Annotated in this window: 22 protein-coding genes, 1 pseudogene and 1 riboswitch; of the genes and pseudogenes, 8 read left to right on the top strand and 15 right to left on the bottom strand. The window is 69.0% G+C overall.

The genetic code is table 11. From position 1 onward, the window contains the following. Positions 1 to 5: 5 nt before the first annotated feature. From QE397_RS15205 to QE397_RS15165, 9 genes are all read right to left on the bottom strand, one after another. Complete coding sequence (locus QE397_RS15205; protein ID WP_307095667.1) at positions 6 to 1,067, bottom strand: low specificity L-threonine aldolase; 1,062 nt, start codon at positions 1,065 to 1,067, stop codon at positions 6 to 8. A 28-nt stretch (positions 1,068 to 1,095) separates the two neighbouring features. Beyond that, a complete protein-coding gene (locus QE397_RS15200) occupies positions 1,096 to 2,166 on the bottom strand; it encodes an amidohydrolase family protein (RefSeq protein ID WP_037184028.1) in 1,071 nt (356 codons plus the stop codon). Between the two features lie 99 nt (positions 2,167 to 2,265). Beyond that, positions 2,266 to 3,327 (bottom strand): hypothetical protein, encoded by a 1,062-nt coding sequence (locus QE397_RS15195; protein ID WP_222639621.1) that lies wholly within the window; start codon positions 3,325 to 3,327, stop codon positions 2,266 to 2,268. Between the two features lie 83 nt (positions 3,328 to 3,410). Continuing rightward, the gene (locus tag QE397_RS15190) at positions 3,411 to 3,620 is read right to left on the bottom strand and encodes a dodecin (RefSeq protein WP_222627022.1); all 210 of its coding nucleotides are present in this window, start codon (positions 3,618 to 3,620) and stop codon (positions 3,411 to 3,413) included. Positions 3,621 to 3,909: 289 nt separating this feature from the next. Continuing rightward, positions 3,910 to 4,470, bottom strand: a complete 561-nt coding sequence (locus tag QE397_RS15185) for a pentapeptide repeat-containing protein (protein WP_231476201.1) — start codon at positions 4,468 to 4,470, stop codon at positions 3,910 to 3,912. 159 nt (positions 4,471 to 4,629) lie between these two features. Continuing rightward, the gene (locus QE397_RS15180) at positions 4,630 to 5,244 is read right to left on the bottom strand and encodes a MaoC family dehydratase N-terminal domain-containing protein (protein WP_051612996.1); all 615 of its coding nucleotides are present in this window, start codon (positions 5,242 to 5,244) and stop codon (positions 4,630 to 4,632) included. A gap of 259 nt (positions 5,245 to 5,503) precedes the next feature. Then, the gene (locus tag QE397_RS15175) at positions 5,504 to 6,181 is read right to left on the bottom strand and encodes a phosphodiesterase (RefSeq protein WP_307095662.1); all 678 of its coding nucleotides are present in this window, start codon (positions 6,179 to 6,181) and stop codon (positions 5,504 to 5,506) included. 43 nt (positions 6,182 to 6,224) lie between these two features. Continuing rightward, positions 6,225 to 6,701, bottom strand: a complete 477-nt coding sequence (locus QE397_RS15170; RefSeq protein ID WP_027504343.1) for a VOC family protein — start codon at positions 6,699 to 6,701, stop codon at positions 6,225 to 6,227. A gap of 75 nt (positions 6,702 to 6,776) precedes the next feature. Then, entirely contained in the window at positions 6,777 to 7,349 is a 573-nt protein-coding gene (locus tag QE397_RS15165) for a TetR/AcrR family transcriptional regulator (RefSeq protein ID WP_056447480.1), read from the bottom strand. 106 nt (positions 7,350 to 7,455) lie between these two features. Between QE397_RS15165 and QE397_RS15160 the strand changes: the two genes are divergently transcribed. Both QE397_RS15160 and QE397_RS15155 read left to right on the top strand, forming a co-directional pair. Continuing rightward, positions 7,456 to 8,592 carry an acyl-CoA dehydrogenase family protein gene (locus QE397_RS15160; protein WP_222646569.1) on the top strand — a complete coding sequence of 379 codons (1,137 nt, stop codon included), beginning with the start codon at positions 7,456 to 7,458 and terminating at the stop codon, positions 8,590 to 8,592. Positions 8,593 to 8,657: 65 nt separating this feature from the next. Further along, the gene (locus QE397_RS15155; protein ID WP_056446613.1) at positions 8,658 to 9,290 is read left to right on the top strand and encodes a DUF2461 domain-containing protein; all 633 of its coding nucleotides are present in this window, start codon (positions 8,658 to 8,660) and stop codon (positions 9,288 to 9,290) included. Here the strand turns inward: QE397_RS15155 and QE397_RS15150 are convergent. Beyond that, positions 9,275 to 10,957 carry a CdaR family transcriptional regulator gene (locus tag QE397_RS15150; RefSeq protein WP_222641048.1) on the bottom strand — a complete coding sequence of 561 codons (1,683 nt, stop codon included), beginning with the start codon at positions 10,955 to 10,957 and terminating at the stop codon, positions 9,275 to 9,277. The genes QE397_RS15155 and QE397_RS15150 overlap by 16 nt on opposite strands. A gap of 140 nt (positions 10,958 to 11,097) precedes the next feature. Here QE397_RS15150 and pruA point away from each other — a divergent pair, with 140 nt between their 5' ends. Beyond that, the gene (gene pruA / locus QE397_RS15145) at positions 11,098 to 12,735 is read left to right on the top strand and encodes an L-glutamate gamma-semialdehyde dehydrogenase (RefSeq protein WP_307095657.1); all 1,638 of its coding nucleotides are present in this window, start codon (positions 11,098 to 11,100) and stop codon (positions 12,733 to 12,735) included. 3 nt (positions 12,736 to 12,738) lie between these two features. Further along, positions 12,739 to 13,752, top strand: a complete 1,014-nt coding sequence (locus QE397_RS15140) for a proline dehydrogenase family protein (protein WP_307095655.1) — start codon at positions 12,739 to 12,741, stop codon at positions 13,750 to 13,752. Between the two features lie 378 nt (positions 13,753 to 14,130). Here QE397_RS15140 and QE397_RS15135 read toward each other — a convergent pair whose 3' ends face one another. Together QE397_RS15135 and QE397_RS15130 are read right to left on the bottom strand one after the other, a co-directional pair. After that, positions 14,131 to 14,865, bottom strand: a complete 735-nt coding sequence (locus tag QE397_RS15135) for an anti-sigma factor (protein WP_051612994.1) — start codon at positions 14,863 to 14,865, stop codon at positions 14,131 to 14,133. Positions 14,866 to 15,003: 138 nt separating this feature from the next. Then, positions 15,004 to 15,534 carry an Lrp/AsnC family transcriptional regulator gene (locus tag QE397_RS15130; protein ID WP_307095652.1) on the bottom strand — a complete coding sequence of 177 codons (531 nt, stop codon included), beginning with the start codon at positions 15,532 to 15,534 and terminating at the stop codon, positions 15,004 to 15,006. Between the two features lie 104 nt (positions 15,535 to 15,638). Between QE397_RS15130 and ald the strand changes: the two genes are divergently transcribed. Together ald and QE397_RS15120 are read left to right on the top strand one after the other, a co-directional pair. Next, on the top strand, positions 15,639 to 16,724 hold the full coding sequence (gene ald / locus QE397_RS15125; RefSeq protein WP_027504333.1) for an alanine dehydrogenase: 1,086 nt from the start codon (positions 15,639 to 15,641) through the stop codon (positions 16,722 to 16,724). 11 nt (positions 16,725 to 16,735) lie between these two features. After that, positions 16,736 to 17,440 (top strand): dienelactone hydrolase family protein, encoded by a 705-nt coding sequence (locus tag QE397_RS15120; protein WP_307095650.1) that lies wholly within the window; start codon positions 16,736 to 16,738, stop codon positions 17,438 to 17,440. Between the two features lie 12 nt (positions 17,441 to 17,452). Here the strand turns inward: QE397_RS15120 and QE397_RS15115 are convergent, their stop codons facing one another. Together QE397_RS15115 and QE397_RS15110 are read right to left on the bottom strand one after the other, a co-directional pair. Beyond that, the gene (locus QE397_RS15115) at positions 17,453 to 18,325 is read right to left on the bottom strand and encodes a hypothetical protein (protein ID WP_051612993.1); all 873 of its coding nucleotides are present in this window, start codon (positions 18,323 to 18,325) and stop codon (positions 17,453 to 17,455) included. Positions 18,326 to 18,398: 73 nt separating this feature from the next. Beyond that, positions 18,399 to 18,713 carry a multidrug efflux SMR transporter gene (locus QE397_RS15110; RefSeq protein ID WP_027504331.1) on the bottom strand — a complete coding sequence of 105 codons (315 nt, stop codon included), beginning with the start codon at positions 18,711 to 18,713 and terminating at the stop codon, positions 18,399 to 18,401. 15 nt (positions 18,714 to 18,728) lie between these two features. Next, positions 18,729 to 18,790: riboswitch (guanidine-III (ykkC-III) riboswitch) on the bottom strand. Positions 18,791 to 18,910: 120 nt separating this feature from the next. Here QE397_RS15110 and QE397_RS15105 point away from each other — a divergent pair. Together QE397_RS15105 and QE397_RS15100 are read left to right on the top strand one after the other, a co-directional pair. Continuing rightward, a complete protein-coding gene (locus tag QE397_RS15105) occupies positions 18,911 to 19,627 on the top strand; it encodes a response regulator transcription factor (protein ID WP_027504330.1) in 717 nt (238 codons plus the stop codon). Continuing rightward, complete coding sequence (locus QE397_RS15100; RefSeq protein ID WP_307095647.1) at positions 19,624 to 21,264, top strand: cell wall metabolism sensor histidine kinase WalK; 1,641 nt, start codon at positions 19,624 to 19,626, stop codon at positions 21,262 to 21,264. The genes QE397_RS15105 and QE397_RS15100 overlap by 4 nt, the downstream gene beginning before the upstream one ends. On the opposite strand, the pseudogene QE397_RS15095 reads toward QE397_RS15100, so the two are convergent. Then, positions 21,154 to 21,687, bottom strand: a pseudogene (locus tag QE397_RS15095) (LysE/ArgO family amino acid transporter); the annotation flags it as partial. The gene QE397_RS15100 and the pseudogene QE397_RS15095 overlap by 111 nt on opposite strands. Positions 21,688 to 21,752: the final 65 nt, after the last annotated feature.

The raw sequence follows: 21,752 nt of genomic DNA, 5'->3' as shown, positions 1-21,752 counted from the left end.
ACTGATCAGTCAATAATGGCGAGTGCCCGCACGGCATCGACGAACGCGTCCACGTCGCGCGCAGTGTGCGCGAACGACGTCACGAGACGCACGACCCCCGGCTCCCACCGGTCGTCGTAGAACGTGAATCCGCGGTCGTGCAGTGCCTGTGTCAGAGCAGCGGGGAAGCGGAAGTAGGACATGTTCGCCGACGCGTCGCCCACGACCTCGATGCCCCCGATCTGTCGGAGCCCGTCTCGGAGCCGCGCGGCCATCGCGTTGGCGTTCCGCGCATGACGCATCCAGAGGTCGTTCTCCAGGTACGCGACCAGTTGCGCGCTCTGGAACCGCATCTTGGACGTCAGCTGGCCACCGCGCTTGTGTCGGAACGCCAGTTCGGTGGACAACGCGGGATCGAACGACACGATGGCCTCGGCGGTCATCGTGCCGTTCTTCGTCGCGCCGAAGGACAGGATGTCCACGCCTGCTCGCCAGGTCATCTCGGCCGGCGTGCACTCGAGGGCCACGAGCGCGTTGGCGAACCGGGCGCCGTCCATGTGCACGCGGAGTCCGGCATCGTGCGCGATGGTCGACACCTCACGCACCTCGTCGAGGGTGTGGACGCTGCCCGTCTCGGTGACCTGCGTGAGGCTCACCACCGACGGCTGGACACTGTGGACGTCGCCGCGTCGTCGCACGACCGCGGCGCGCAGTGCGGTGGGATCCATCGTCGAACGGGGGCCGTCCACGAGGACGATCTTGGCGCCGTCGGTGAAGAACTCCGGAGCGCCGGCCTCGTCGTTGGTGATGTGGCCGTCGGGATGGGTGAGGATGCTGCCCCACGGCGGTGTGCACGCGGCCAGCGCCAGTCCGTTGGCCGCCGAACCGGTTCCGACGACGAACACGTCGACGGGACGCTCGAAGACGTCTGCCATCAGCCTCGTGAGACGAGCGGACGTCGGATCGTTGCCGTACGGGGCTGCGAGCCCGGTCGAGGCCTCCGCCATGGCCGCGAGAATCTCCGGCGCGGTGCCCGCGGCGTTGTCGCTGAGATATCCGGTGAGTGGGGCAGTGGTGCTCGTGGCCATACCCCCATGGTGGCAGGACCTCGACCGGCTACCGCAGCTCCGCCGCCAGCCGAGGGAGCAGCGCGAGGGGATTGGCGCGTTCCACCCGTGCCCGGCCGTCGCCGTCGAACACGTCGGACAGGCCGGGGGCCGGGTCGTCCGTGTCCGAGGCGGAGTAGGTGAGTCCGCTGAAGGGCCAGTCGGTTCCGAAGACGATGTGGTCGACGTCGGTCACCTCGAGCACTGATCGCAGCGACGACGCCGAGGCGGACAGTGCGGTGTCGTAGTGGAAGCGTCGCAGTGCACCCTCGAGGCCGAGCAGCGACACGGACGGGATCTGGTCCGGTGCGACGGCGCGGGGCGCACCCAGCCGCGTGGCGAGGTACGGCAGGCAACCACCCGCGTGAGCGAGGACGAAGCGGATGTTCGGATACCGGTCGAGGGTGCCGGCCGCGATCATCTCGACCGCTGTACGTGTGGTCTCGAACGGGAACTCGAGGAGGAAGCTCGGAAGCGGCACTGGGGGAGCCGAACCCGCGGGGAGCTCGCCGGGGTGCACGAAGACGAGGGCGGACCGCGCGTCGAGCAACGCCATGATCGGCTCGAAGCGTGGGTCACCGAGGTAGATGCCGTCGTACGACGACAGCAGTGCCACCCCGTCCATTCCCAGCACGTCCAGGCCGTACGCGATCTCGGCGAGGGACGCCGGCACGTCCGGAAGTGGCACGGTGACCAGGGAGCCGAAACGAGTGGGATGCAGTCGAACCTGGTCGGCCGCGTAGTCGTTGCAGGAGCGCGCGAGGCGCACCGCCTCGAGGCCGCGCACGAACCGCACTCCGGGGTCGGAGATCGAGAGCACCTGGGCCGCGATGCCGAACTCGTCCATGAACGCGAGAGCGGACTCCGGCGACCACGCGGGCAGCGGTAGGCCGCCCGGAACCAGAAGCCCGGCGCGCAGCACGGCCTCCCGATACATCGGCGGGATCATGTGCGCGTGTAGGTCCACTCGATACGCGCCTGTGGGAGCGGCCGAGGCCGTCGGTCCCGTGGCCGCGAGCAGCCCCGTGCCGAGCACGCCTCCGCCGATCAGAGTCTGCAGAGCCTGTCGTCGTGTCGCCATCGTCGTTCCCCCCGTGTGCGGAAGCCGTCCCCCCGGCTCCGCGGCAACGTAACAGGCGTCGGTGCCACTCCTGATGTTTTCATCGGAATTCGGGACCGGTCACGAGTCGACGTGGTCCTGCGTGTCGTCCAGTCGGCCGGCAGCTGCGCGTCGACGAAGGACCTCGCGGTGTCCGAACGTCGCACGGAGAATCTGCTCCCGGTCGGCCACGGTGCTGCCGACGGCGCCCGCCACGGTGCCGAGTGATGCCGAGAGCCAGGCCAGGCGAACGTAATCGGAGAGGTTCGCCGCGCGCCCGATCTGTTCGGACAGGAACGACGGAGAGATCACCACCGCGGCCGCCGCGCCGACCACCGCGAACAGGACCGCGTACATGACGGCCACCCCGGACACGACCGTACCGAGGGTGGCGAGGTTGTACATCGTGCGATCGAACCCACGCTCGCGTCGAGCGCGCCTCTCCCACAGTCCGTTCGGCACGATGAGCCATGTCGTCACGGCCACGAGGGCGGTGGCGGACACCGCTGACAGACGCACGATCGACATCGAGGCCGCCATCTGCCAGATGCTCGAGTAGAAGAGGCCGAACGCGGACGTCGCGGTCGCCGCGGCGAGTGCGCCGGACAACGTCGGCATCAACCGCCACGGGCGGTTGGTGCGGATCATGCCCGCGACCACTCGCGCTCGTCCCGCCAGGGCGGGCGCCACCAGGGCGTCGTGGCCGGAGACGGTGGACCAGTGCGCGAGACCCGTGGCGGGATCGGGCCTGTCGACACCGGTGGCGTCGCGTAGCGCTTCCAGCGCGGCCAGCGTGACGGCGCGCGCCCGCGGCGCGACTCGGTGGGTCCCGAACGACGGAACGTAGACGACCACCATCGACGGCCCGACGATCTCGGCGAGTACGGGGCGGGACCGCACGCGCCGCGGTATCTCGGACACGCACACGGTGAGGATGTCCTCGCTGCCCCCGGTATGGCCGAGCAGGGACGCCCAGGTGTCCAGGTCGGGGCTGCCGCTCTGTACCGGTGGCAACGGGATCGCGACCTGGTCGACGGTGAGCACGTCGCCGTCGCGCGTGGCCGATCCGTCGAGATCGGCCGCGACGGAGTCGGCGACGGCGGCGGCGAAGCCGGGATCGGACGCGACTCTGACGACGGGCATCCTGGTCGGCTACCCGTCGTGGTCGATCGGAAACGGGCACGGGGGCCGCCGCGTTCCCGCCGAGTCGTCGCCCGCCCGATCGCTCAGTCGTCGAGCTTGAAGCCGACCTTCAGCGTCACCTGAAAGTGCGCGACAGCACCGTTCTCGATGTGTCCGCGAGTCTCGGTGACTTCGAACCAGTCCAGCTCTCGCAGTGTGGCGCTCGCACGGGAGATGGCCTTGCGGATCGCGTCGTCGACACCCTCCGTCGAGGTTCCGACGATCTCGGTGACGCGGTAGACGTTGTCGCTCATGGTGTGCCCTTCACTCGGTGACAGTTCCCCGTCATCGTGCGTCCTCGGGTGTCGTCCGGTCCAGGGTTCCGATCATCGCGGTTCGACGCGGTCGAGCACCTGTGTCCGTTTCGGAAGTGGGTGGCTCGGGTAGAAGACGTGCGGCGGCAGCGGCGGCGCGTGCGTCGGCGTGGACGCCCGGTGAGGTTGAGACCACAGCCTGCCGATGGAACGGCCTTCCCGCACGGACCACGCGGGCGGGGAGGCCGTGTCCGTCTTCTATTCGGAGTCGGGCGGAGGTCGGATCTACTCAGTCCGAGACGGTGAGACCGTGCGCGTGCACGTAGGCGAGTGCCTGGACCGTGTCGATGCGAGCTCCGTCGAGCACGGCCGACGTCCAGAACGTGGCATCGGCGATGCTGCCCCGCAGATCCGCATCGTTCAACCGGAGCCCGGAGGTGCGGGCACCGCCGAAGTCGACACCGCGCAGCGTGGCCTTGCGGAGATCGGTCCCGACGAGGTTGGCGTCACGCAGGCGCGCCCCGGTGAGGTCGAGTCCGCGGAGGTCGAGACCGCCGAGCGAGGTGAGCATGAGATCGACCTCGTCGAAGACCGCGGGCGTGATGCGCGAGTCCGCGATGGCGGAACCGAGAAACGATGTGCTGCGGAAGGTGCTGTGCCACAACCGGCTCCGCCGGAACTCGCAGTTGCGGAAGGCCGACCCGATGTGCGTCGAGTCCGTCAGATCCACGCCGGAGAAGTCGCAGTCGGTGAAGACGACACCGTGGGTGGTCAGACCGCCGAGGTCCGCGTCGATGAAGCTGCAGGACGTGTACGAACGCCTGTCCCACCGCTGGCCGTGTGCGTCGATCTCGTTGTAGTTCTCGTCCTCGAACGACCGGTCGGCGAATTCGTCCTCCACACGGGGGACTCTAGTGGGAGGGCCGGAGGCCGGTCGGGGTGTGGCGGGAGGGCCGGAGGCCGGTCGGGGTGTGGCGGGAAGGCCGGAGGCCGGTCGGAATGCAGGCGGTCAGGCGGTCGGGCGGGCGGTGGGGCCCATCCGCGGCACGCTGGCGGGGAGCACGGCGTCGACGAGAGCCGCCGCTCGCGGGTCCACGTCGGCATCGGTCCGGGCGATGAACGTCGTGGTGCTGGTGCACACGTCCTCGCCGTGCGACGTCAGATGGTTCTGGACCACCAGGATGTCGTTGCCCGCGAACTGGCGGATCGACAGCACCTGGAGAGTGGACACCAGCTGATCTCCCTGCATGACCGGGCGATGCAGAACGAAGCTCTGATCGGTCTGCATGACTGCCGTGATCTCGTACTCCACGAGGATGTGCGCGAAGAGATAGTCGATGGCGATGGATCCGACGACGCTCACGAAGGTCGCGGGCGCGACGAGTCCCTCGTATCCCAACTCGGCCGCAGCGGCCTCCTTGTGGTGCGCCGGATGTTCGTTCTGGATGGCGCGGGAGAGTTCGCGGATCTTCTCGCGGCCGACCTCGTAGTAGTCGGGGATGACGTAGGCGTGTCCGACCAGGCGGGAGCTGCGTTCGAACCGGTGATCGGGCTCGTGCGGAACGAGCGGGCGAGTCTCGTGAGCACCTGTCACGGAGTCGTCGGTCACCGAATTGCTGGTCACGTGGAGCCTTCCCCTGGGACGCGCCCACCCCCATCGGCACACGCGTATGTGAACAAATCCTACTTCGCGTGTGAATATCCACAAATGCGGCAGTCGAACCCCGTCGGTCGGGTGCGCGGGTGCGCGGGTGCGTGGTCGCCGCCGGCGTGCACGGGTTTCGTGAGGGGCACACCCTGTGCCGCGTGTCGACAGGGGTGTGGCGCGCTGAGTGGGGTGTGGGCGCGAGATCGGTCAGGGAACCTGAGTGGTCGCATTCCGGTCAGGTGTCGGACCGGCCGCGTCGACTGTCGAGGTAGGCCCTCGCCCTGAGGGACCGCAGCCATTCCGGACCGGGCCGGACACTGTCGGGAGTGCGCCGGATCGGGTCGAACGACAGGTCGCCACCGGACTGGTCGACCGAGCCGAGCGTCAGTTCGGCCAGCGGGACGTACGCCCCGGTGCCCTCGGCCTGCTCGAACTCGAAGACCAGCGGCCTCGCACGTACAGCATCGACGATGGAGTCCAGGGTGGGCAGCGGCGGCGCGGCGACGGCCCGCGCGCGGACCCACCACTGACCACCCTCGAACTGCAGCGGCATCAGCGTCGAGAAGGAGGCCGTCTCGAACGCGAGCACCGGGAGCGGAACGCACCGCGTCACGACCTCCCGCCCGGCGCTGGCAAGGAGGATGTCCCAGGCACCGCCGGCCCGGTCGGTCGGCGGGAGACGCAACGCGAGACCCGCGACGTCGGGAACCCGTCGGGGCAGCCCGAGCGCGGTGGACAGGCGCACCGTCACCTCGCACGTGCCCACAGGCAGTCCGGCGTCGCCCTCGGCGGTACGGCGCAGTGTGCCCGTCAGAACCTTCCCGTGGGGATGGAACAGCTTGGCGTGGCGCAGCGCCGACCCCAGCCCGAACGGCAGGGCGAGCGCGCGCACGGGCATCGACGTCTCGTTCACGCTCGGGGATTGCCCGGTGTGTGACGTGAGGAAACGTCGCCGCTCAGGCTCCGTCGTGGGCCTTCTGCAGGTCGGCGACCACGATCTTCGACATCGACAGCATGGCCTGCACGACGCGCTGGGACGCCGCCGGATCCGGGGTGCTCATCAACTGCATCAGCTGGACCGGGACGATCTGCCAGGAGACCCCGAACTTGTCCTTGCACCAGGCGCACCGGCCCTCGGATCCACCGTCGGACGTGAGCGCGTTCCAGTAGCGGTCGACCTCTTCCTGCCCGTCGCAGCTGACAGCCATGGAGATGGCCTCGGTGAACGGGAACTGTGGTCCCCCGTTCAGGGCGTTGAATCGCTGACCGAAGAGCTCGAAGTCGACCATCATCGCGCGGCCCGGGGCGCCGGGTCCACCGTCGCCGTAGCGGCTGACGTTCAGTATCGCTCCCGTGCCGAACGTCGAGAGGTAGAACTCCGCGGCCTCCTCGGCCCGGTCGTCGAACCACAGTGTGGGGGTGATCTTCTGCATCGTGAGGTCCTTCGTCTTCGGATGGCGGAGCGAACTCGACCCGTCAGCCGTGTCGACTCCGGCCGACGGCGAAAGTCATCGCGCGATGCCGGCGGTCAGCAGTGTGGCCAGCTCCCGGTAGGCGGCGGCGTCGTCCAGACCCGTGCGACGGGCGAGGGCACGGCTCTGGATCGAGACCATCACGGACGCGGCGACGTCGGCGACGAACGCGGCGTGGACGTCCCGCACGTCGCCGGCGCGGACCCCGTCGTCGATGATGCCGCGGACTCGCTCGGCCGCGATGGCGGTGTTGCGTTCGTAGACGAGCCTCGACGGCTCGAAGTCGGCGAGGTCGGTCATGAACCGTTCCGACGCCGGCGCGAGTGCTTCACCGACCGCGCCCAGATACGCCGCGAGGCGCTCGCGGGTGCCCGTCGCGGCGTCGGAGGCCGCGTCCACGCGGACCGCTGCCGAGGTGAAGAAGTGCACCGCGGCGGAGCGGACGAGGTCGTCCTTGCTCGCGGCGAGGGTGTACAGCGTGCTCTTCGAGCACCGAAGGCGGGCGGCGATGTCGTCGAGAGTGAGGTGCGCGAAGCCTTCGGCCAGGAACAGGGCCACCACGGAATCGAAGAGCTGCGCGCGCCGCGCGGTCGCGTGAGCTGCTGTCATGGTGAGCGACAGTACTGCAGAACGCCATGCAGTACTGTCGTAGTACTGAGGGGCCCGCTGCAGTACTGGTGCCGCCTCATCCGATCCGCGACCGAGACGAGGACCCATGGCTGTCGAACGACTGCTGCCGAACGACGACGCACGTGACCTTCTCCAGTTGACCCGCGACATCGCGGACAAGGTCCTCGACCCCATCGTCGACGAACACGAGAAGGCCGAGACCTATCCCGACGGCGTCTTCGCCACGCTCGGCGAGGCGGGGCTGCTCAGCCTGCCGTATCCGGAGGAGTGGGGCGGTGGCGGTCAGTCCTACGAGGTCTATCTGCAGGTGCTCGAGGAACTGGCGTCGCGCTGGGCCGCGGTGGCCGTCGCCGTGAGCGTGCACGGGCTCTCGTGCCACCCGCTGATGTCCTTCGGGTCGGAGGACCAGAAGTCGCGGTGGCTGCCGGACATGCTCGGTGGGCGCACGATCGGCGCCTACAGCCTCTCGGAGCCACAGGCCGGCAGCGACGCGGCCGCCCTCTCCTGCAAGGCCGTGGCCGGTCCGGAGGGGTACACCGTCACCGGGTCGAAGGCCTGGATCACGCACGGCGGCAAGGCGGACTTCTACACGCTCTTCGCGCGCACCGGCGAGGGCTCGCGGGGCATCTCCTGCTTCCTCGTGCCCGCCGACCTCGAGGGGCTCTCCTTCGGAGCTCCGGAGGAGAAGATGGGGCTGCACGCGATACCCACGACGGCCGCCCACTACGACGGCGCGGTGCTGTCGGCCGATCGCCGCATCGGCGAGGAGGGGCAGGGGCTCGGCATCGCGTTCAGTGCCCTCGACGCCGGGAGGCTGGGCATCGCCGCCGTCGCCGTCGGCATCGCCCAGGCCGCGCTCGACGATGCCGTGGCCTATGCGCAGGAGCGAACGACGTTCGGCCGCAAGATCATCGATCATCAAGGGCTCGGGTTCGTGCTGGCCGACATGGCAGCGGCGGTGGACTCGGCCCGGGCGACGTACATCGACGCGGCACGCCGCAAGGATGCCGGACTGCCGTTCTCACGTCAGGCCTCCGTGGCCAAGCTCGTGGCGACGGACGCGGCGATGAAGGTGACGACCGACGGCGTGCAGGTGTTCGGAGGCTACGGGTACACCCGAGACTTCCGGGTCGAGCGGTACATGCGCGACGCCAAGATCACGCAGATCTTCGAGGGCACCAACCAGATCCAGCGTCTGGTGATCAGCCGGTCGCTGGCCTGACCCCCCGTGCGCACTATGCGCATCCAGCGGTACGCACAGGGCGCACGGGGCGATAGCCTCCCGCTATGAGCTCGTTCACCGGAATCCCGGAGGCCGCCCTCGATTTCTACGAGGATCTCGAGGTCGACAACAGCAAGACCTGGTGGGCCGAACACAAGCACGTCTACGACGAATCGGTCCGCGCGCCCATGACCGCGCTCACGGAGTTACTGGCCGAGGAGTTCGGGACGGCCAAGCTCTTCCGGCCGCACCGCGACGTCCGCTTCTCCAAGGACAAGGTGCCGTACAAGACGCACCAGGGTGCCTACGTGCAGGTGGCCCCGTCCACGGGGTGGTACGTGCAGGTCGACGCCTCCGGCCTCATGGTCGCCGGCGGGTTCTACGCGTCCACGTCCGACTCCATCGCCCAGTTCCGCGCCGTCGTCGACGACGAGGTCCGCGGGTCGGAGCTCGCGCGAATCGTGGCCGATCTCGAGAGCCGCGGCTACGACCGCGGCGGTGACCGGCTGAAGACCTCGCCGCGCGGCTACGACGCGGATCATCCCCGCATCGATCTGCTGCGCCACAAGTCCCTGACGGCAGGACGGTCCTTCGGCTGCCCGCCGTGGCTCGACACAGCAGAGTGCGCCGATCACATCCGTGGCGCCTGGCGTGATCTCACACCACTTCTCGAATGGTGCCGTCAGGTACTGGCCTGACGTGCCAGCACGGCCAACTGGAGTTCCATCAGCAGTCGCGCGGCGGGATCCGACAGGTCCGTCCCGGTGATCTCCTCGGCCCGTCGGACCCGATAGCGCAACGTGTTCGGGTGCACGTGCAGGTCGGCCGCGGCCCGGCGCACATCGGACGGGTGCCGCAGATACGTCGCGATGCTCTCGCGTAGCGACGAGGACGTGCGTGCGTCGTACTCGACGAGCGCCGCCATGCGCGGATCGTGCAGCGAGGGGTGCGCGAGGAGCAGATCGACGATCTCACCGAGCAACACGGACGTCCGCGAATCGGCGAGTGTGGTCACCCTGTCGTCTGCTCCGGCGGTCCCGTCCAGGACGCGATCGACCTCGCGGCGAGCGGCGGCGACCTCGGACAGGGCGGCCACCGGCGATGCCACCGCGGCCCGCAAGCGGATCCCCGTGCGTCCCTCGATGCCCTCGAGCAACCGGCGAGTCCACGACGGCACCGAGGTCTCCGCGCGGGTCCGTGGGACGAGGACGTAGATGCGGTCGCCGAGAGTGGTGACCAAGGACAGTCGGTGAAAGGAACTGGCGTGCAGTCGGATCGCGCCGGACAGATCGGCCATCGTGGCCGACGAGGGGGCATCGGGCGCGGCGCCGTCCACCGCGGCGAGACCGATCACCGCCGCCGGCCCGTCCGTCGGGATGGACAGCGCCGCGGCGAGTGAGGGCACGTCGACCCCACCGCCACGAGCGCCGAGCAGTCGCTGGATCTGCACCGCCTCGTTCGTGGGTGCCTCGAGGATGCGCGTGATCAACCGTGCCGCCACCGCGGCCGCGCCCTGCAGCACGCTCGGAGCATCGTCGGTGAGCGGTCGACGACCTTCCTGGATCCACAGCGTGCCGACCAGTCGCGGTGTGCCCGAACCATCCTGCGTGGCAGTCGTTCTGATGCCGGCGACCAGTCGCCGTCGGATACCCAGATCGGAGTGCGCCGGCACCTCGACGACCTCGTCGGAACGGCGGACCGCGTCGTAGACACCCCACTGCTCGAGTCGCCGGAGATACTCCGCGGGGCCTTCTCGTCCGAGAATGGACAGGGTCCGCAGCTCGTCCGCCTGATCGTCCGACGCCGAGTACGCCAACACGTGCGACCGCTGGTCCTCGATGCTCACCATCCCGCGCGTGAGCACCGCGACGGTGTGCGCCAGCCCGAAGAGATCGGTGTCCGCGCCCACCAGTCCCGCCAGTTCGGACGGTTCCGCGGACGACGGTGGAGGTGTGGTGATCGACGGCGAGGAATGGTCGAGCACGCCGCGCACCATCGACAGGAGGCGGTCCCAGCGGGTCTGCGTGTGCACCGCGACGAGAGCGACGCCGGCCGTGCGAGCCGCGTGCTGCATCAGCGTGGACGAGGCGGCGATCTTCGACATCACCGCGGTGGGTCGAAGGTCGCTGCTCCGCGTCGCCAGGTCGTCGAACCACGCCACGGCGTCCGCTTCCCGCACACCCGCCAGCAGATAGAGGTCCGCCGCAGCGGCGGTCGTGTAGAGCTCGGCGGCCAGATCGTCGGCGTCGACGAGCGTCACCGACCCGATCGGCACGTCCGACCCCGCCGGTGCCACGAGCACCTCGACGAAGGCGGAGTGCAGCGCACGAACGATCGAGTCGAGGGTCGACGAGGTGCGGGTCATGCCGTGCACTCTAGGTGTCCTTCATCCGATCGGACAGGGGTCGGTGTGTTTCTTTGGACGCTGGGCCGAATATCGAGGATGCCGCGTCCGCTTGGCTGAACCCACCGACCCGGCACGAAGACCCGACACCGAGGACCGACATGGACGCCGTCACCGCAGTACCCACCCCCCTGAACGAGCCGGTGCACACGTACGCACCCGGCAGCGCCGAGCGAGCGCGGCTCACGCACCATCTGGATCGACTCGCCGCCACGCCCACCGAGATCACCCAGGTCATCGGCGGAGACCACCGCGACGCGACGGGCCCACGCGAGAACGTCGTGCAACCGCACCGGCACGCGTCCGTCATCGGATCGTTCGCGAATGCCACCCACCAGGATGTGCGCGACGCCATCGACGCGGCGACCGCCGCCGCACCTGCGTGGCGATCGCTGCCCTTCGACGAGCGCGCCGCAGTCTTCCTCCGCGCCGCCGATCTCCTCGCCGGGCCGTGGCGCGAGACCATCGCGGCTGCCACCATGCTGGGGCAGTCGAAGAGCGCGTACCAGGCCGAGATCGACGCACCCTGCGAGCTGATCGACTTCTGGCGCTTCAACGTCTCGTTCGCCCGACAGATCATGGCCGAACAACCGATCTCCGCGCCCGGCGTCTGGAACCGCGTCGAATACCGCCCCCTCGAGGGCTTCGTCTACGCCATCACCCCGTTCAATTTCACCGCCATCGCGGGAAACCTCCCCACGGCGCCGGCGCTCATGGGCAACACCGTGCTGTGGAAGCCGTCGCCCACCCAGGCCGTCGCCGCGTACCTGACGATGCAGCTTCTCGAGGCCGCCGGACTGCCCCCCGGCGTCATCAACCTCGTGCTCGGTGACGGACCCCTCGTCTCCGAGGTCGCACTCGCCGATCGTCGTCTCGCCGGCATCCACTTCACCGGCTCCACACCGACGTTCCAGCGGCTGTGGCGCGAGGTGGGCGAGAACATCGCCGGCTACGACACCTACCCGCGACTGGTCGGTGAGACCGGTGGCAAGGACTTCGTCGTCGCCCACAGTTCCGCCGACCCGGACGTGCTCACCACGGCGCTGATCCGCGGTGCCTTCGACTTCCAGGGTCAGAAGTGCTCCGCGGCGTCGAGGGCCTTCGTGCCGTCGTCGGTGTGGAAGAGGATGGGGGACACGCTCGTCGACACCGCGTCGTCGCTGCGTTACGGCGACGTCACCGATCTGTCGAACTTCGGTGGGGCGGTCATCGACCGGAAGGCCTTCGACCGCAACGCGGCTGCACTCGAGCGCGCGAAGTCCACCCCGGGCATCACCATCGCCGCCGGCGGCACCTGCGACGATTCCGTCGGCTACTTCGTGGACCCGACGATCCTGCTCGGTGACGACGCGGGCGACGAGGCGTTCCACACCGAGTACTTCGGCCCGATCCTCGCCGTGCACGTCTACGACGACTCGAAGCCCGATGCGTTCGAGAACACGCTCGCCATGGTCGACAGCGGGTCGAAGTACGCCCTGACCGGATCGATCATCGCCGACGATCGCGCCGCCGTCACGCAGGCCACCGAGGCCCTGCGCTTCGCCGCCGGCAACTTCTACGTCAACGACAAACCGACCGGCGCCGTCGTCGGGCAGCAGCCGTTCGGCGGTGCTCGCGCGTCGGGCACCAACGACAAGGCCGGATCACCGCAGAACCTGCTCCGGTGGGCCTCCGCGCGCACCATCAAGGAGACTTTCGTGCCGGCCGTGGACCACACCTACCCTCACCAGGAAGTCTGACCGATGGCCACCAACCCGCTCCGCCCCGTCCTGCTCGCCGCCGGGCGATCGCGCCGCCTCGAACGCGTCGTCGCGCGGTCCGTCCTGACCAGGTCGCTCGTCGAACGCTTCATCGCCGGGAGCACCGAACCGGAGGTGGTCGGTGCCGTCGCCGACCTGCTCGGGTCCGGCCGCGTCGTCAGCGTCGATCACCTGGGTGAGGACACCACCGACGCGGCGCAGGCCACCGCGACCGTCGACGCGTATCTGTCCCTACTGCAGGCATACTCACGCCTCCACACCCCACAGCCTCCAGCTTCCCCGTCCAATTCCGGCCGGCCTCCGGCCTTCCCGTCCAATTCCGGCCGGCCTCCGGCCTTCCCGCTGGAGATCTCGCTGAAGCTCTCGGCGCTCGGACAGTCGCTCCCCGACGACGGCCACGCCGCGGCCCTCGCCAACGCCCACAAGGTGTGCGCCGCCGCGGACGCCGCGGGAGTGTGGGTCACCGTCGACGCCGAGGACCACACCACCACCGACTCGACTCTCGCGATCGTGCGGGAGCTCCGCAAGGACTTCCCGACTCTCGGCACCGTCCTGCAGGCGTACCTGCACCGCACCGAACAGGACTGCCGCGAGCTCTCCGGTCCCGGATCACGAATCCGGTTGTGCAAGGGCGCATATCGCGAACCGGCCAGTGTGGCCTTCCAGAAGAAGGCGGACGTGGACGCCTCGTACGAGCGGTGCCTGCGGGTGCTCATGGAGGGGGAGGGCTACCCCATGGTGGCGTCCCACGATCCCCGCATGATCGAGGCGGCGCGACGAGACGCGGCCGAACTGGGACGTGGACCGGACGACATGGAGTACCAGATGCTCTACGGCATCCGCGACGGTGAGCAGACACGCCTGGTGTCGGAGGGGTACCGCGTCCGCGTGTACGTGCCCTTCGGTACGCAATGGTACGGATACTTCATGCGGCGGTTGGCGGAGCGTCCGGCGAACCTGACGTTCTTCCTCCGGTCACTGCTGACCCGCTCCTGACCCCTCGCCGCGCGCGCGATTCGCGCGTCCGTCGAAACTCCCGTCCCGGCACCCCTCGCCGAGGGCGGGAGTGAAGACGGTGTCACCGCAGGTGCGGCAGTGGTGCGTGCGATGGTGACCGATGCCGCACGAGCACGACCTGGCTCCCACGAGAACCGAACGCGCTTGCAGCACATGACCGTTACCGCAGGTGGCCGGTGCCTCCTCGTGCCAGACCCCGTTCATCAGGTGCAGTCGGCGCCGACGGTTCATCACGGACGTCTCCTCGGGAATCACACGTCACGAGGGAAGGTCTGACGTCGGGTGGTGCAGTGACACCCACCCTACACGGGTGTCGAACACATGTTCGACTTCGAGTGGATCCGATCCGGGACGGAATCAGACGAGCGCGACGCGGGCCACGGCGCCCGAGGTGGGGAACGGTGATCCGCCCGCGGGTTCCACGGTCACCGAGAGTGCGGTGGCGCCGTCGACGGGCACGGATGCAGGCTGGGAGAGGTCGTCGGCATCCATCGTCCCGACGGACACGGGCGAGCCCTCGATGAGCCAGACCTGGTAGACCGATCCGGCGGGAGGCGCTGCGACATCCGTCATGCGGAGCACGGCGCGCTCGTCACCGGGGGTGTACTGCACGCTCATGGTGCCGCCTCCGGCCACCGGGGATTCGAGCGGTGCCGCGACGGTCGCGGTGGGAGCCGACGGAGTCGCGTTCTGCTGCACGGCCACCGCCCCGCCCACACCGACGACCACCGCAGCGGCGGCCGCCATCGCGGCGATGCGCCATCCGCGTCGGCGGCTGGGACGAAGGGGGAGGACTGTCGCGCCGTCGGGGTCGACCTGCGCCGTGTCCTCCACGGCCCCCAGGATGCGGACCCGGAGATCGGCGGGGGCGGGAGTGCGTGTCGCGTCCGACGTCACGGCCATCGTCTCGCGGACGTCACGCACGATCGCGTCGAACCTCCGCCTGGTGTGGGCGTCCGTGTCGTCGAGGCGAGTCATGGTCTCGTACTGCTCCGAGGCTGCCATGGCGTCGAGGGCACACAGGTACGCGAGCTCGAGAAGGTCCCGATCCGGCAGCTGCACGGGTCGTTCGGGCGAACCGTGATCGCTCATCTCGGGCTGCCTCCATGCGTGTGGTCGGTGGGTCAGTAAGAGTGGGCGAAAAGTACCCCCGTCACATCCACGGCCGTGCTCTCCTGGCTGATACACCGGGTATTCGGTGCGCTCGCCGCACCGGATGGGCGGAGGGCGTCAGCTCGGTCCGCCCTCGTCGACCAGTCGCGGCCGCAGGTGCTCGAAGATCAGTGTGGTCTCGGTCGCGGCCACCGACGGATGAGCACTGAGGTTCTGGACGACGAAGTCCCTCAGGTGCGCAGAGTCCGTCATCGCGACGTGGATCAGGTAGTCGTCGGCACCGGCGATGAAGTAGACGTCGAGCACCTCGGGGAACGTCGTGAAGGACTCCGCGAACTCGCCCAGGTGGCGCCGGGCACCCGCCAGCAGCCGCACCGCGATCATGGCCTGCAGGCCCCGCCCCAGTGCCGCCGGATCGATGTCGGCGTGGAAACCGCGGACGACCCCGCGCTCGACCAGTGAACGGACGCGTCCCAGACACGTCGACGGGGCGATCCCGGCGCGGGCGGCCAGGGTGTTGTTGGGGATGCGGGCGTCGTTCGCCAGTTCACGCAGGATGACGCGATCGATGCGGTCCAGAGATGCCGCCCGAAGATTGTTCGGTCGCACCGGGGCGGACAGACCTGTGTTCGACGATTCGATGTCCATGAGGCCAGTCTACGAAATTATCGTCACTTCGATTGCGGCTCGGTCGAACGAAGTTCACGATTATCGGACATGACGAGTCATCCGGTAGAGGCGAAGGGCGCACCATGAGAATCGGCATACCTCGGGAACTGAAGAATCACGAGTACCGGGTGGCGGCGAGCCCGGCGGGAGTGCACGACATGGTCGTGCACGGTCATCGCGTCGTCGTCGAGACCGAGGCGGGCGCGGGATCGTCGTTCTCGGACAACGACTTCAAGGCTGCCGGCGCGGAGATCTCGAACTCGGCCGACGAGGTGTGGGCGCGGGCCGAGTTGCTGCTCAAGGTGAAGGAGCCGATCGAGGCCGAATACCACCGGCTGCGGTCGGGCCAGGTCCTGTTCACCTATCTCCATCTCGCCGCGTCGGCCGCATGCACCGATGCCCTCGTCGCGTCCGGCACCACGGCGATCGCCTACGAGACGGTGACCGGCGCGGGCGGCAGTCTGCCGTTGCTCGCACCGATGAGCGAGGTCGCCGGCCGGCTCGCGACCCAGGCCGGGGCGTATCACCTGATGGCGCAGACGGGCGGCCGCGGCGTGCTGATGGGCGGCGTTCCGGGAGTGAGTCCGGCCAAGGTGGTGGTGATCGGCGGTGGGGTGTCGGGATCCAACGCCGTGGCGATGGCACACGGGCTCGGTGCGGACGTGACGGTGTTCGACCTCGACATCGCCAAGCTGCGAACCATCGACGCGCAGTACCGCGGCCAGGTCAAGACCGTGGTGTCGAACAGGTGGGAGCTCGAGCAGGCCGTCGTGGCCGCCGACCTCGTCATCGGGGCGGTCCTCGTCCCGGGTGCCAAGGCCCCGACGGTGGTGTCCAACGCACTGGTCGCACGGATGAAGGCGGGGTCCGTGCTCGTCGACATCGCCATCGATCAGGGCGGGTGTTTCGAGGACTCGCGTCCCACCACGCACGACGATCCCACCTTCCCGGTGCACGATTCGATCTTCTACTGCGTGGCCAACATGCCGGGCTCGGTTCCCCGCACGTCGACGCAGGCGCTGACCAACGCGACGCTCCCGTTCGTTCTCGCTCTCGCCGACCAGGGCTGGGAGCAGGCGTGCGCCACCGTTCCCGGGCTCGCAGACGGTCTCAGCGTGCACGCCGGCAACCTGCTGTCGGACACCGTGAGAACGGCGCTGGGTCGCTAGAGTCGGCCGGTATGACTGTCATCGAGGTCGACACCGGAACAGATCGCATCGAGGCGACACTCGAGATCCCCTCAGGGGAGGGGCCCTGGCCCGCCGTCGTGATCGTGCACGACGTGTTCGGCATGACCGACGACATCAGGTCCATCGCCCGGCGCTTCGCCGACCAGGGCTACGTCGCGTTGGTGCCGGATCTCTACGCCCGCGGTGGTCGCGCCAAGTGTGTGACAGGAGTGTTCCGGTCGCTTCTCGCGCGCTCGGGCCGGGCGGTGGACGACCTGCTGGCGTGCCGCGACACCCTCACCGCGCGCGCCGACACCACCGGCGCGGTGGGCATCGTCGGGTTCTGCATGGGTGGAGGTTTCGCTCTGGCGCTGGCGCCCCGGGGGTTCGAGGCGAGCGCGCCGTTCTACGGCATCCTGCCCCGTCACATCGAGTCGGCCCTCGAGGGCACGTGCCCGATGGTCGCGAGTTTCGGCAAGCGCGATCCGATGCTGCCGGGCGCGGGCCCGAAGCTCGAGAAGGTGTTGCAGGACAAGGGCGTTGCCCACGACGTCGTGACCTATCCCGGTGCCGGCCACAGTTTCGCGAACGACTTCGGATCGGGTCCGGGTGCACTGGTCATGCGCGTCACCGGATTCGGCTATCAGCACGAGCAAGCCGAGGACGCCTTCGCTCGGGTCTTCACCTTCTTCGGCGAGCACGTCCGGTCGCGCTGACGCCCACGAGGCTCAGCGGCCGACGGCCGGACCCTGCAGCGCCCCGCGCACCTCGCCCGTCTTGGGCTCGACCGCGCCGCGACTCTTGACCCAGCGGCTCGGCAGCTTGCCCACCAGCTCGCCGAGCGGGTTCACCGCAGCGGCGAGGACGTCCACGGTGTCCTGCAGAATCTCCACGCTGACGCTCATGCGCTCGAGGTTGGGCGCCAGCGAACTCAGCGACTCGGCGACGGTCACGAGCTGATCCAGCGGACCGTTGCGTGCCGTCAGCCGCTGGATCGCGCCTTCCTCACCGAGCAGCGTCTCGACGAGCCCGCCCTTGGCGAGGGCGTTGTCGATGACCCCGTTCTCACGGGTCAGCGCCTCGATCACGCCGCCCTCCTTGGTCAGGAGTTCGACAGGGCCGTCCTTCGCGGTGAGGCGCTCGATGGGTCCGTCGACGGCCGTGAGTCGATCGAGCAGACCGCCCTCGGCGAGGAGGCGATCCAGCGCACCGTCCTCCGCGAGGACTCGGGTGAGGGGGCCGTCGTCCGCCAGGATGCGTTCGAGAGGACCGCCGGGCTCGAGCAGTCGATCGAGGGTGCCGCCCTTGCTCGTCAACCTGTCGACGGCGCCACCGGGCTCGAGCAGTCGGTCCAGCGGGCCACCGGGCCGCAGCGCGTGACCCAGTGCGCGGTCGTCGGAGGTGAGCTCGGCCAACTGTCCGAGAAGCTGCAGCGGGCCGCTCCGAGGATTGGCCAGGGTGATGGCGTCGAGTGACCCGGAAGCGCCTGCGGCCAGCGCCATCCGGGTGGTCGCGACGGCCGACTCGGCCACCCCGACCGCCGACTCGGCGACAGCCAATCCGACACGCACCGGCAGTGTGACCGCGGACACCCAGTTCATGGGGTCACTCTAACCCGCGGCGGGAAGGCCGGAGGCCGGTCGGGATGGGACGGCGGGACGGCCGGGGGCGCGGTCAGTGGGCGAGCTTGAGTCCGATGACGCACCCGACGAGCCCTGCGATGAGGGCGATGCGGATCGGCGTCGCGGACTCGGTGCCGGACACCATCGCGTAGACGACGGTGAGCGAGGCGCCGATGCCCACCCACACCGCGTAGGCGGTGCCGGTCGGGATGGTCCGCATGGCGAAGGCGAGACCGCCCATGCTGACGACGAGCGCCGTACCGAAGACGATGGTGGCGACGGGCTTCGTGAAGCCCTCGGACTTGCCGAGTGCGGTGGCCCAGACGGCCTCGAACACGCCCGACAACACCAGAATGATCCATGCCATGAGTAGTCGACTCTCCTGGCACCGTCTTGTCGCTGGCCGGGTACGGTGCGCTCGTCCGGGTCTGTGTCGCAGTCTGTCCTCCACGGTAGCAAAGCGGACACGACGCCGGGTCGGGGCTCACAGGAACCTCACAGCGACACCCCGGGCAGGAACCAGCAACGCCGGACACCATGGCACTCGTGAGCGAGAATTCCGTCATGACGACTCCCCGACCGCAGACCACCGCCGAGGCGAAGGTACTGGTGGTCGACGACGAGCCGACCATCGTCGAACTGCTGTCGGTCAGTCTGAAGTTCCAGGGTTTCGAGGTCCGCACGGCGCTGGGTGGGCCCGCGGCTCTGGACGTCGCCCGGACCTTCCGGCCGGACGCGTTGATCCTGGACGTGATGATGCCCGACATGGACGGCTTCGGGCTGCTCCGCCGACTGCGCGCCGACGGTATCGACGCGCCCGCACTGTTCCTCACGGCACGGGACTCGGTGGAGGACAAGGTGACCGGTCTGACCATGGGTGCGGACGACTACGTCACCAAGCCGTTCAGCCTCGAGGAGGTGGTGGCGCGCCTGCGCGTGATCCTGCGCCGGTCGGTGCGCGGTCCGGAGGCGCAGCCGTCACGCCTGACGTTCGCCGACATCGAGCTCGACGACGACACCCACGAGGTGTGGAAGGCGGGCGAACCCGTCTCGTTGTCCCCGACGGAGTTCACGCTCCTGCGCTACCTCATGGTCAATTCCGGGACGGTGCTGTCCAAGCCCCGGATCCTGGACCACGTGTGGCACTACGACTTCGGGGGTGAGGTCGGTGTCGTGGAGTCCTACGTGTCGTACCTGCGCAGGAAGGTCGACACGACGGAACCCCGGCTGATCCACACACTGCGAGGCGTCGGCTACGTCCTGCGGGAACCGCGACGGTGAAGCGGCACCTACGCGCCGTCCCGCTCCGCGTCACCCTGGTGTCGGTGCTGCTGCTTCTCGTCGCCCTCGGTCTCGTCGGTTCGGGTGTGGCCGTGACCTCGGCACTGCAGAACACGCTGACCCAACGTGTCGACGAACAGCTCATGGAGGCGGCGTCCGGCTGGGCCAGGCCTCGTGGGGAGCGGTTCCTCGGACCTCCCCCGGAGGAGGCGAACCCACAGCGTCCGCCCACCGCGTTCTACGTCCGCTCGGTGGCGGCGGACGGCACCGTGCGTACTCCCGTGAACGATGTCGGGGACGATCAGCCGGATCTGACCGGCGTCCTGACCGCCACGCCGACCACTGTCGGATCGGTCGGCGATCCCGACGATTCGTGGCGCACGGTGACCGTCTCGAACGGGGACGGCCAGACGACGGTCGCGATTCCGCTGGCGGGCAACGAGGCCATCGTCTCCAGGCTCGTGACTCTGCAACTGTCCATCGGTCTCGGAGTGCTGGCGGTGCTGGGTGTCGCCGCGTACTTCCTGGTACGCCGGAGCCTGCGGCCGCTGCAGGAGGTGGAGGTGACTGCCGCGGCCATCGCGTCCGGGGATCTGCATCGACGCGTTCCCGAGCGGAACGAACGCACCGAGGTGGGGCGACTGTCCGCGGCACTCAACGGAATGCTCGCCCAGATCCAGCACGCCTTCGCTGCGACGGAGGCGTCCGAGAACGCGGCGCGCGAGTCCGAGAACGCGGCACGTGCGTCGGAGGACCGGATGCGCCGTTTCGTGGCCGACGCCTCCCACGAGCTCCGGACCCCGCTGACGACGATCCGCGGCTTCGCCGAGCTCTACCGGCAGGGGGCCATGACCGACACCGAGTTGCTGATGACCCGTATCGGGGGAGAGTCGGCGCGGATGGGTCTGCTCGTCGAAGATCTGCTGATGTTGGCGCGGCTGGACGCCCAGCGTCCGCTCGATCGGAGCCCCGTGGACCTCCTCGTGATCGCAGCGGACGCGGTGCACGATGCGGCCGCCACGGCTCCGGAACGAGCCGTGAGTCTGCAGGTGCTCGAGGGCAGCGGCGTGCCGGAGGTGCTGGGGGACGATGCGCGTCTGCGCCAGGTGCTCGGCAACCTGGTGGGCAACGCGCTCCGGCACACCCCGCCGACGGCGTCGATCACCGTGGCGGTCGGAACCGTCGGTGAGACAGCAGTTCTGGAGGTTCGTGACACCGGGCCGGGACTCACCGAGGACGATGCCGAGCGCGTCTTCGAGCGGTTCTATCGGGCGGATCGTTCGCGCACGAGAGAGAGCGGCGGGAGTGGTCTGGGTCTGTCGATCGTGTCCGCGCTGGTCGCGGCCCACAGCGGTCGGGTCTCGGTGGCGAGCGCGCCCGGCCGGGGTGCGACGTTCCGCGTGGAGCTGCCCCTGGCGGGCCGGCGTCCGGGTGGACGGGTGGAGTCAGCCGGAGACGAGCCCCTCGACCAGGACGACGGCGATGAGGAGCATGACCACACCGATCAGGACGTCGAGCACACGCCACGCGACGGGTCTGGCGAAGATCGGCGTCATGAATCGCGCGCCGAATCCGAGGGCCGTGAACCAGACGATGCTGCCCAGCGTCGCGCCGAGGGCGAACCACCAGCGCGCTGACCCGGTCTCGCGATTGGCGACGGAGCCGAGGAAGACGACGGTGTCGAGATAGACGTGCGGGTTGAGCCACGTCAGTGCCAGGCAGGTGAGGACCGCGGACCGCAGCGACACACTCGCTCCGTTCCCGCCGACTGTCAGACTCGTCGGGCGCAGGGCCCGTCGGAAGGCCATGAGTCCGTACACGGTGAGGAAGACGGCGCCGGCGACCGTGACGACGGTGACAGCCGTCGGGTAGGTCTCGACGACCACGCCGATGCCCGAGACTCCCGCGAGGATGAGGACCGCGTCGGACAGAGCGCACACCAGGACGACGGCGAGCACGTGCTGTCGTGCGATGCCCTGACGGAGAACGAAGGCGTTCTGTGCGCCGATCGCGACGATGAGGGAGAGGCCGACACCGAAGCCGACGAACAGGGAGGACATGACCGGAACGCTAGGTCGAACCCGACGATGTAGTCCAGCTCATGTTTTTCAGGACTGATGAGCGT

This window comes from Rhodococcus sp. SORGH_AS_0301, assembly GCF_030818285.1.
Taxonomy (GTDB): Bacteria; Actinomycetota; Actinomycetes; order Mycobacteriales; family Mycobacteriaceae; genus Rhodococcoides.
The sequence above is the reverse complement of the archived record's forward strand: the minus strand, read 5'-3'. Positions and strand labels throughout refer to the sequence as shown.

Coding starts and splice junctions, on each gene's coding strand:
- QE397_RS15205 (WP_307095667.1), bottom strand. CDS start 1,067: ATGGCCACGAGCACCACTGCCCCACTCACCGGATATCTCAGCGACAAC.
- QE397_RS15200 (WP_037184028.1), bottom strand. CDS start 2,166: ATGGCGACACGACGACAGGCTCTGCAGACTCTGATCGGCGGAGGCGTG.
- QE397_RS15195 (WP_222639621.1), bottom strand. CDS start 3,327: ATGCCCGTCGTCAGAGTCGCGTCCGATCCCGGCTTCGCCGCCGCCGTC.
- QE397_RS15190 (WP_222627022.1), bottom strand. CDS start 3,620: ATGAGCGACAACGTCTACCGCGTCACCGAGATCGTCGGAACCTCGACG.
- QE397_RS15170 (WP_027504343.1), bottom strand. CDS start 6,701: ATGCAGAAGATCACCCCCACACTGTGGTTCGACGACCGGGCCGAGGAG.
- QE397_RS15165 (WP_056447480.1), bottom strand. CDS start 7,349: ATGACAGCAGCTCACGCGACCGCGCGGCGCGCGCAGCTCTTCGATTCC.
- QE397_RS15160 (WP_222646569.1), top strand. CDS start 7,456: ATGGCTGTCGAACGACTGCTGCCGAACGACGACGCACGTGACCTTCTC.
- QE397_RS15155 (WP_056446613.1), top strand. CDS start 8,658: ATGAGCTCGTTCACCGGAATCCCGGAGGCCGCCCTCGATTTCTACGAG.
- QE397_RS15150 (WP_222641048.1), bottom strand. CDS start 10,957: ATGACCCGCACCTCGTCGACCCTCGACTCGATCGTTCGTGCGCTGCAC.
- pruA (WP_307095657.1), top strand. CDS start 11,098: ATGGACGCCGTCACCGCAGTACCCACCCCCCTGAACGAGCCGGTGCAC.
- QE397_RS15140 (WP_307095655.1), top strand. CDS start 12,739: ATGGCCACCAACCCGCTCCGCCCCGTCCTGCTCGCCGCCGGGCGATCG.
- QE397_RS15135 (WP_051612994.1), bottom strand. CDS start 14,865: ATGAGCGATCACGGTTCGCCCGAACGACCCGTGCAGCTGCCGGATCGG.
- QE397_RS15130 (WP_307095652.1), bottom strand. CDS start 15,534: ATGGACATCGAATCGTCGAACACAGGTCTGTCCGCCCCGGTGCGACCG.
- ald (WP_027504333.1), top strand. CDS start 15,639: ATGAGAATCGGCATACCTCGGGAACTGAAGAATCACGAGTACCGGGTG.
- QE397_RS15120 (WP_307095650.1), top strand. CDS start 16,736: ATGACTGTCATCGAGGTCGACACCGGAACAGATCGCATCGAGGCGACA.
- QE397_RS15115 (WP_051612993.1), bottom strand. CDS start 18,325: ATGAACTGGGTGTCCGCGGTCACACTGCCGGTGCGTGTCGGATTGGCT.
- QE397_RS15110 (WP_027504331.1), bottom strand. CDS start 18,713: ATGGCATGGATCATTCTGGTGTTGTCGGGCGTGTTCGAGGCCGTCTGG.
- QE397_RS15105 (WP_027504330.1), top strand. CDS start 18,911: ATGACGACTCCCCGACCGCAGACCACCGCCGAGGCGAAGGTACTGGTG.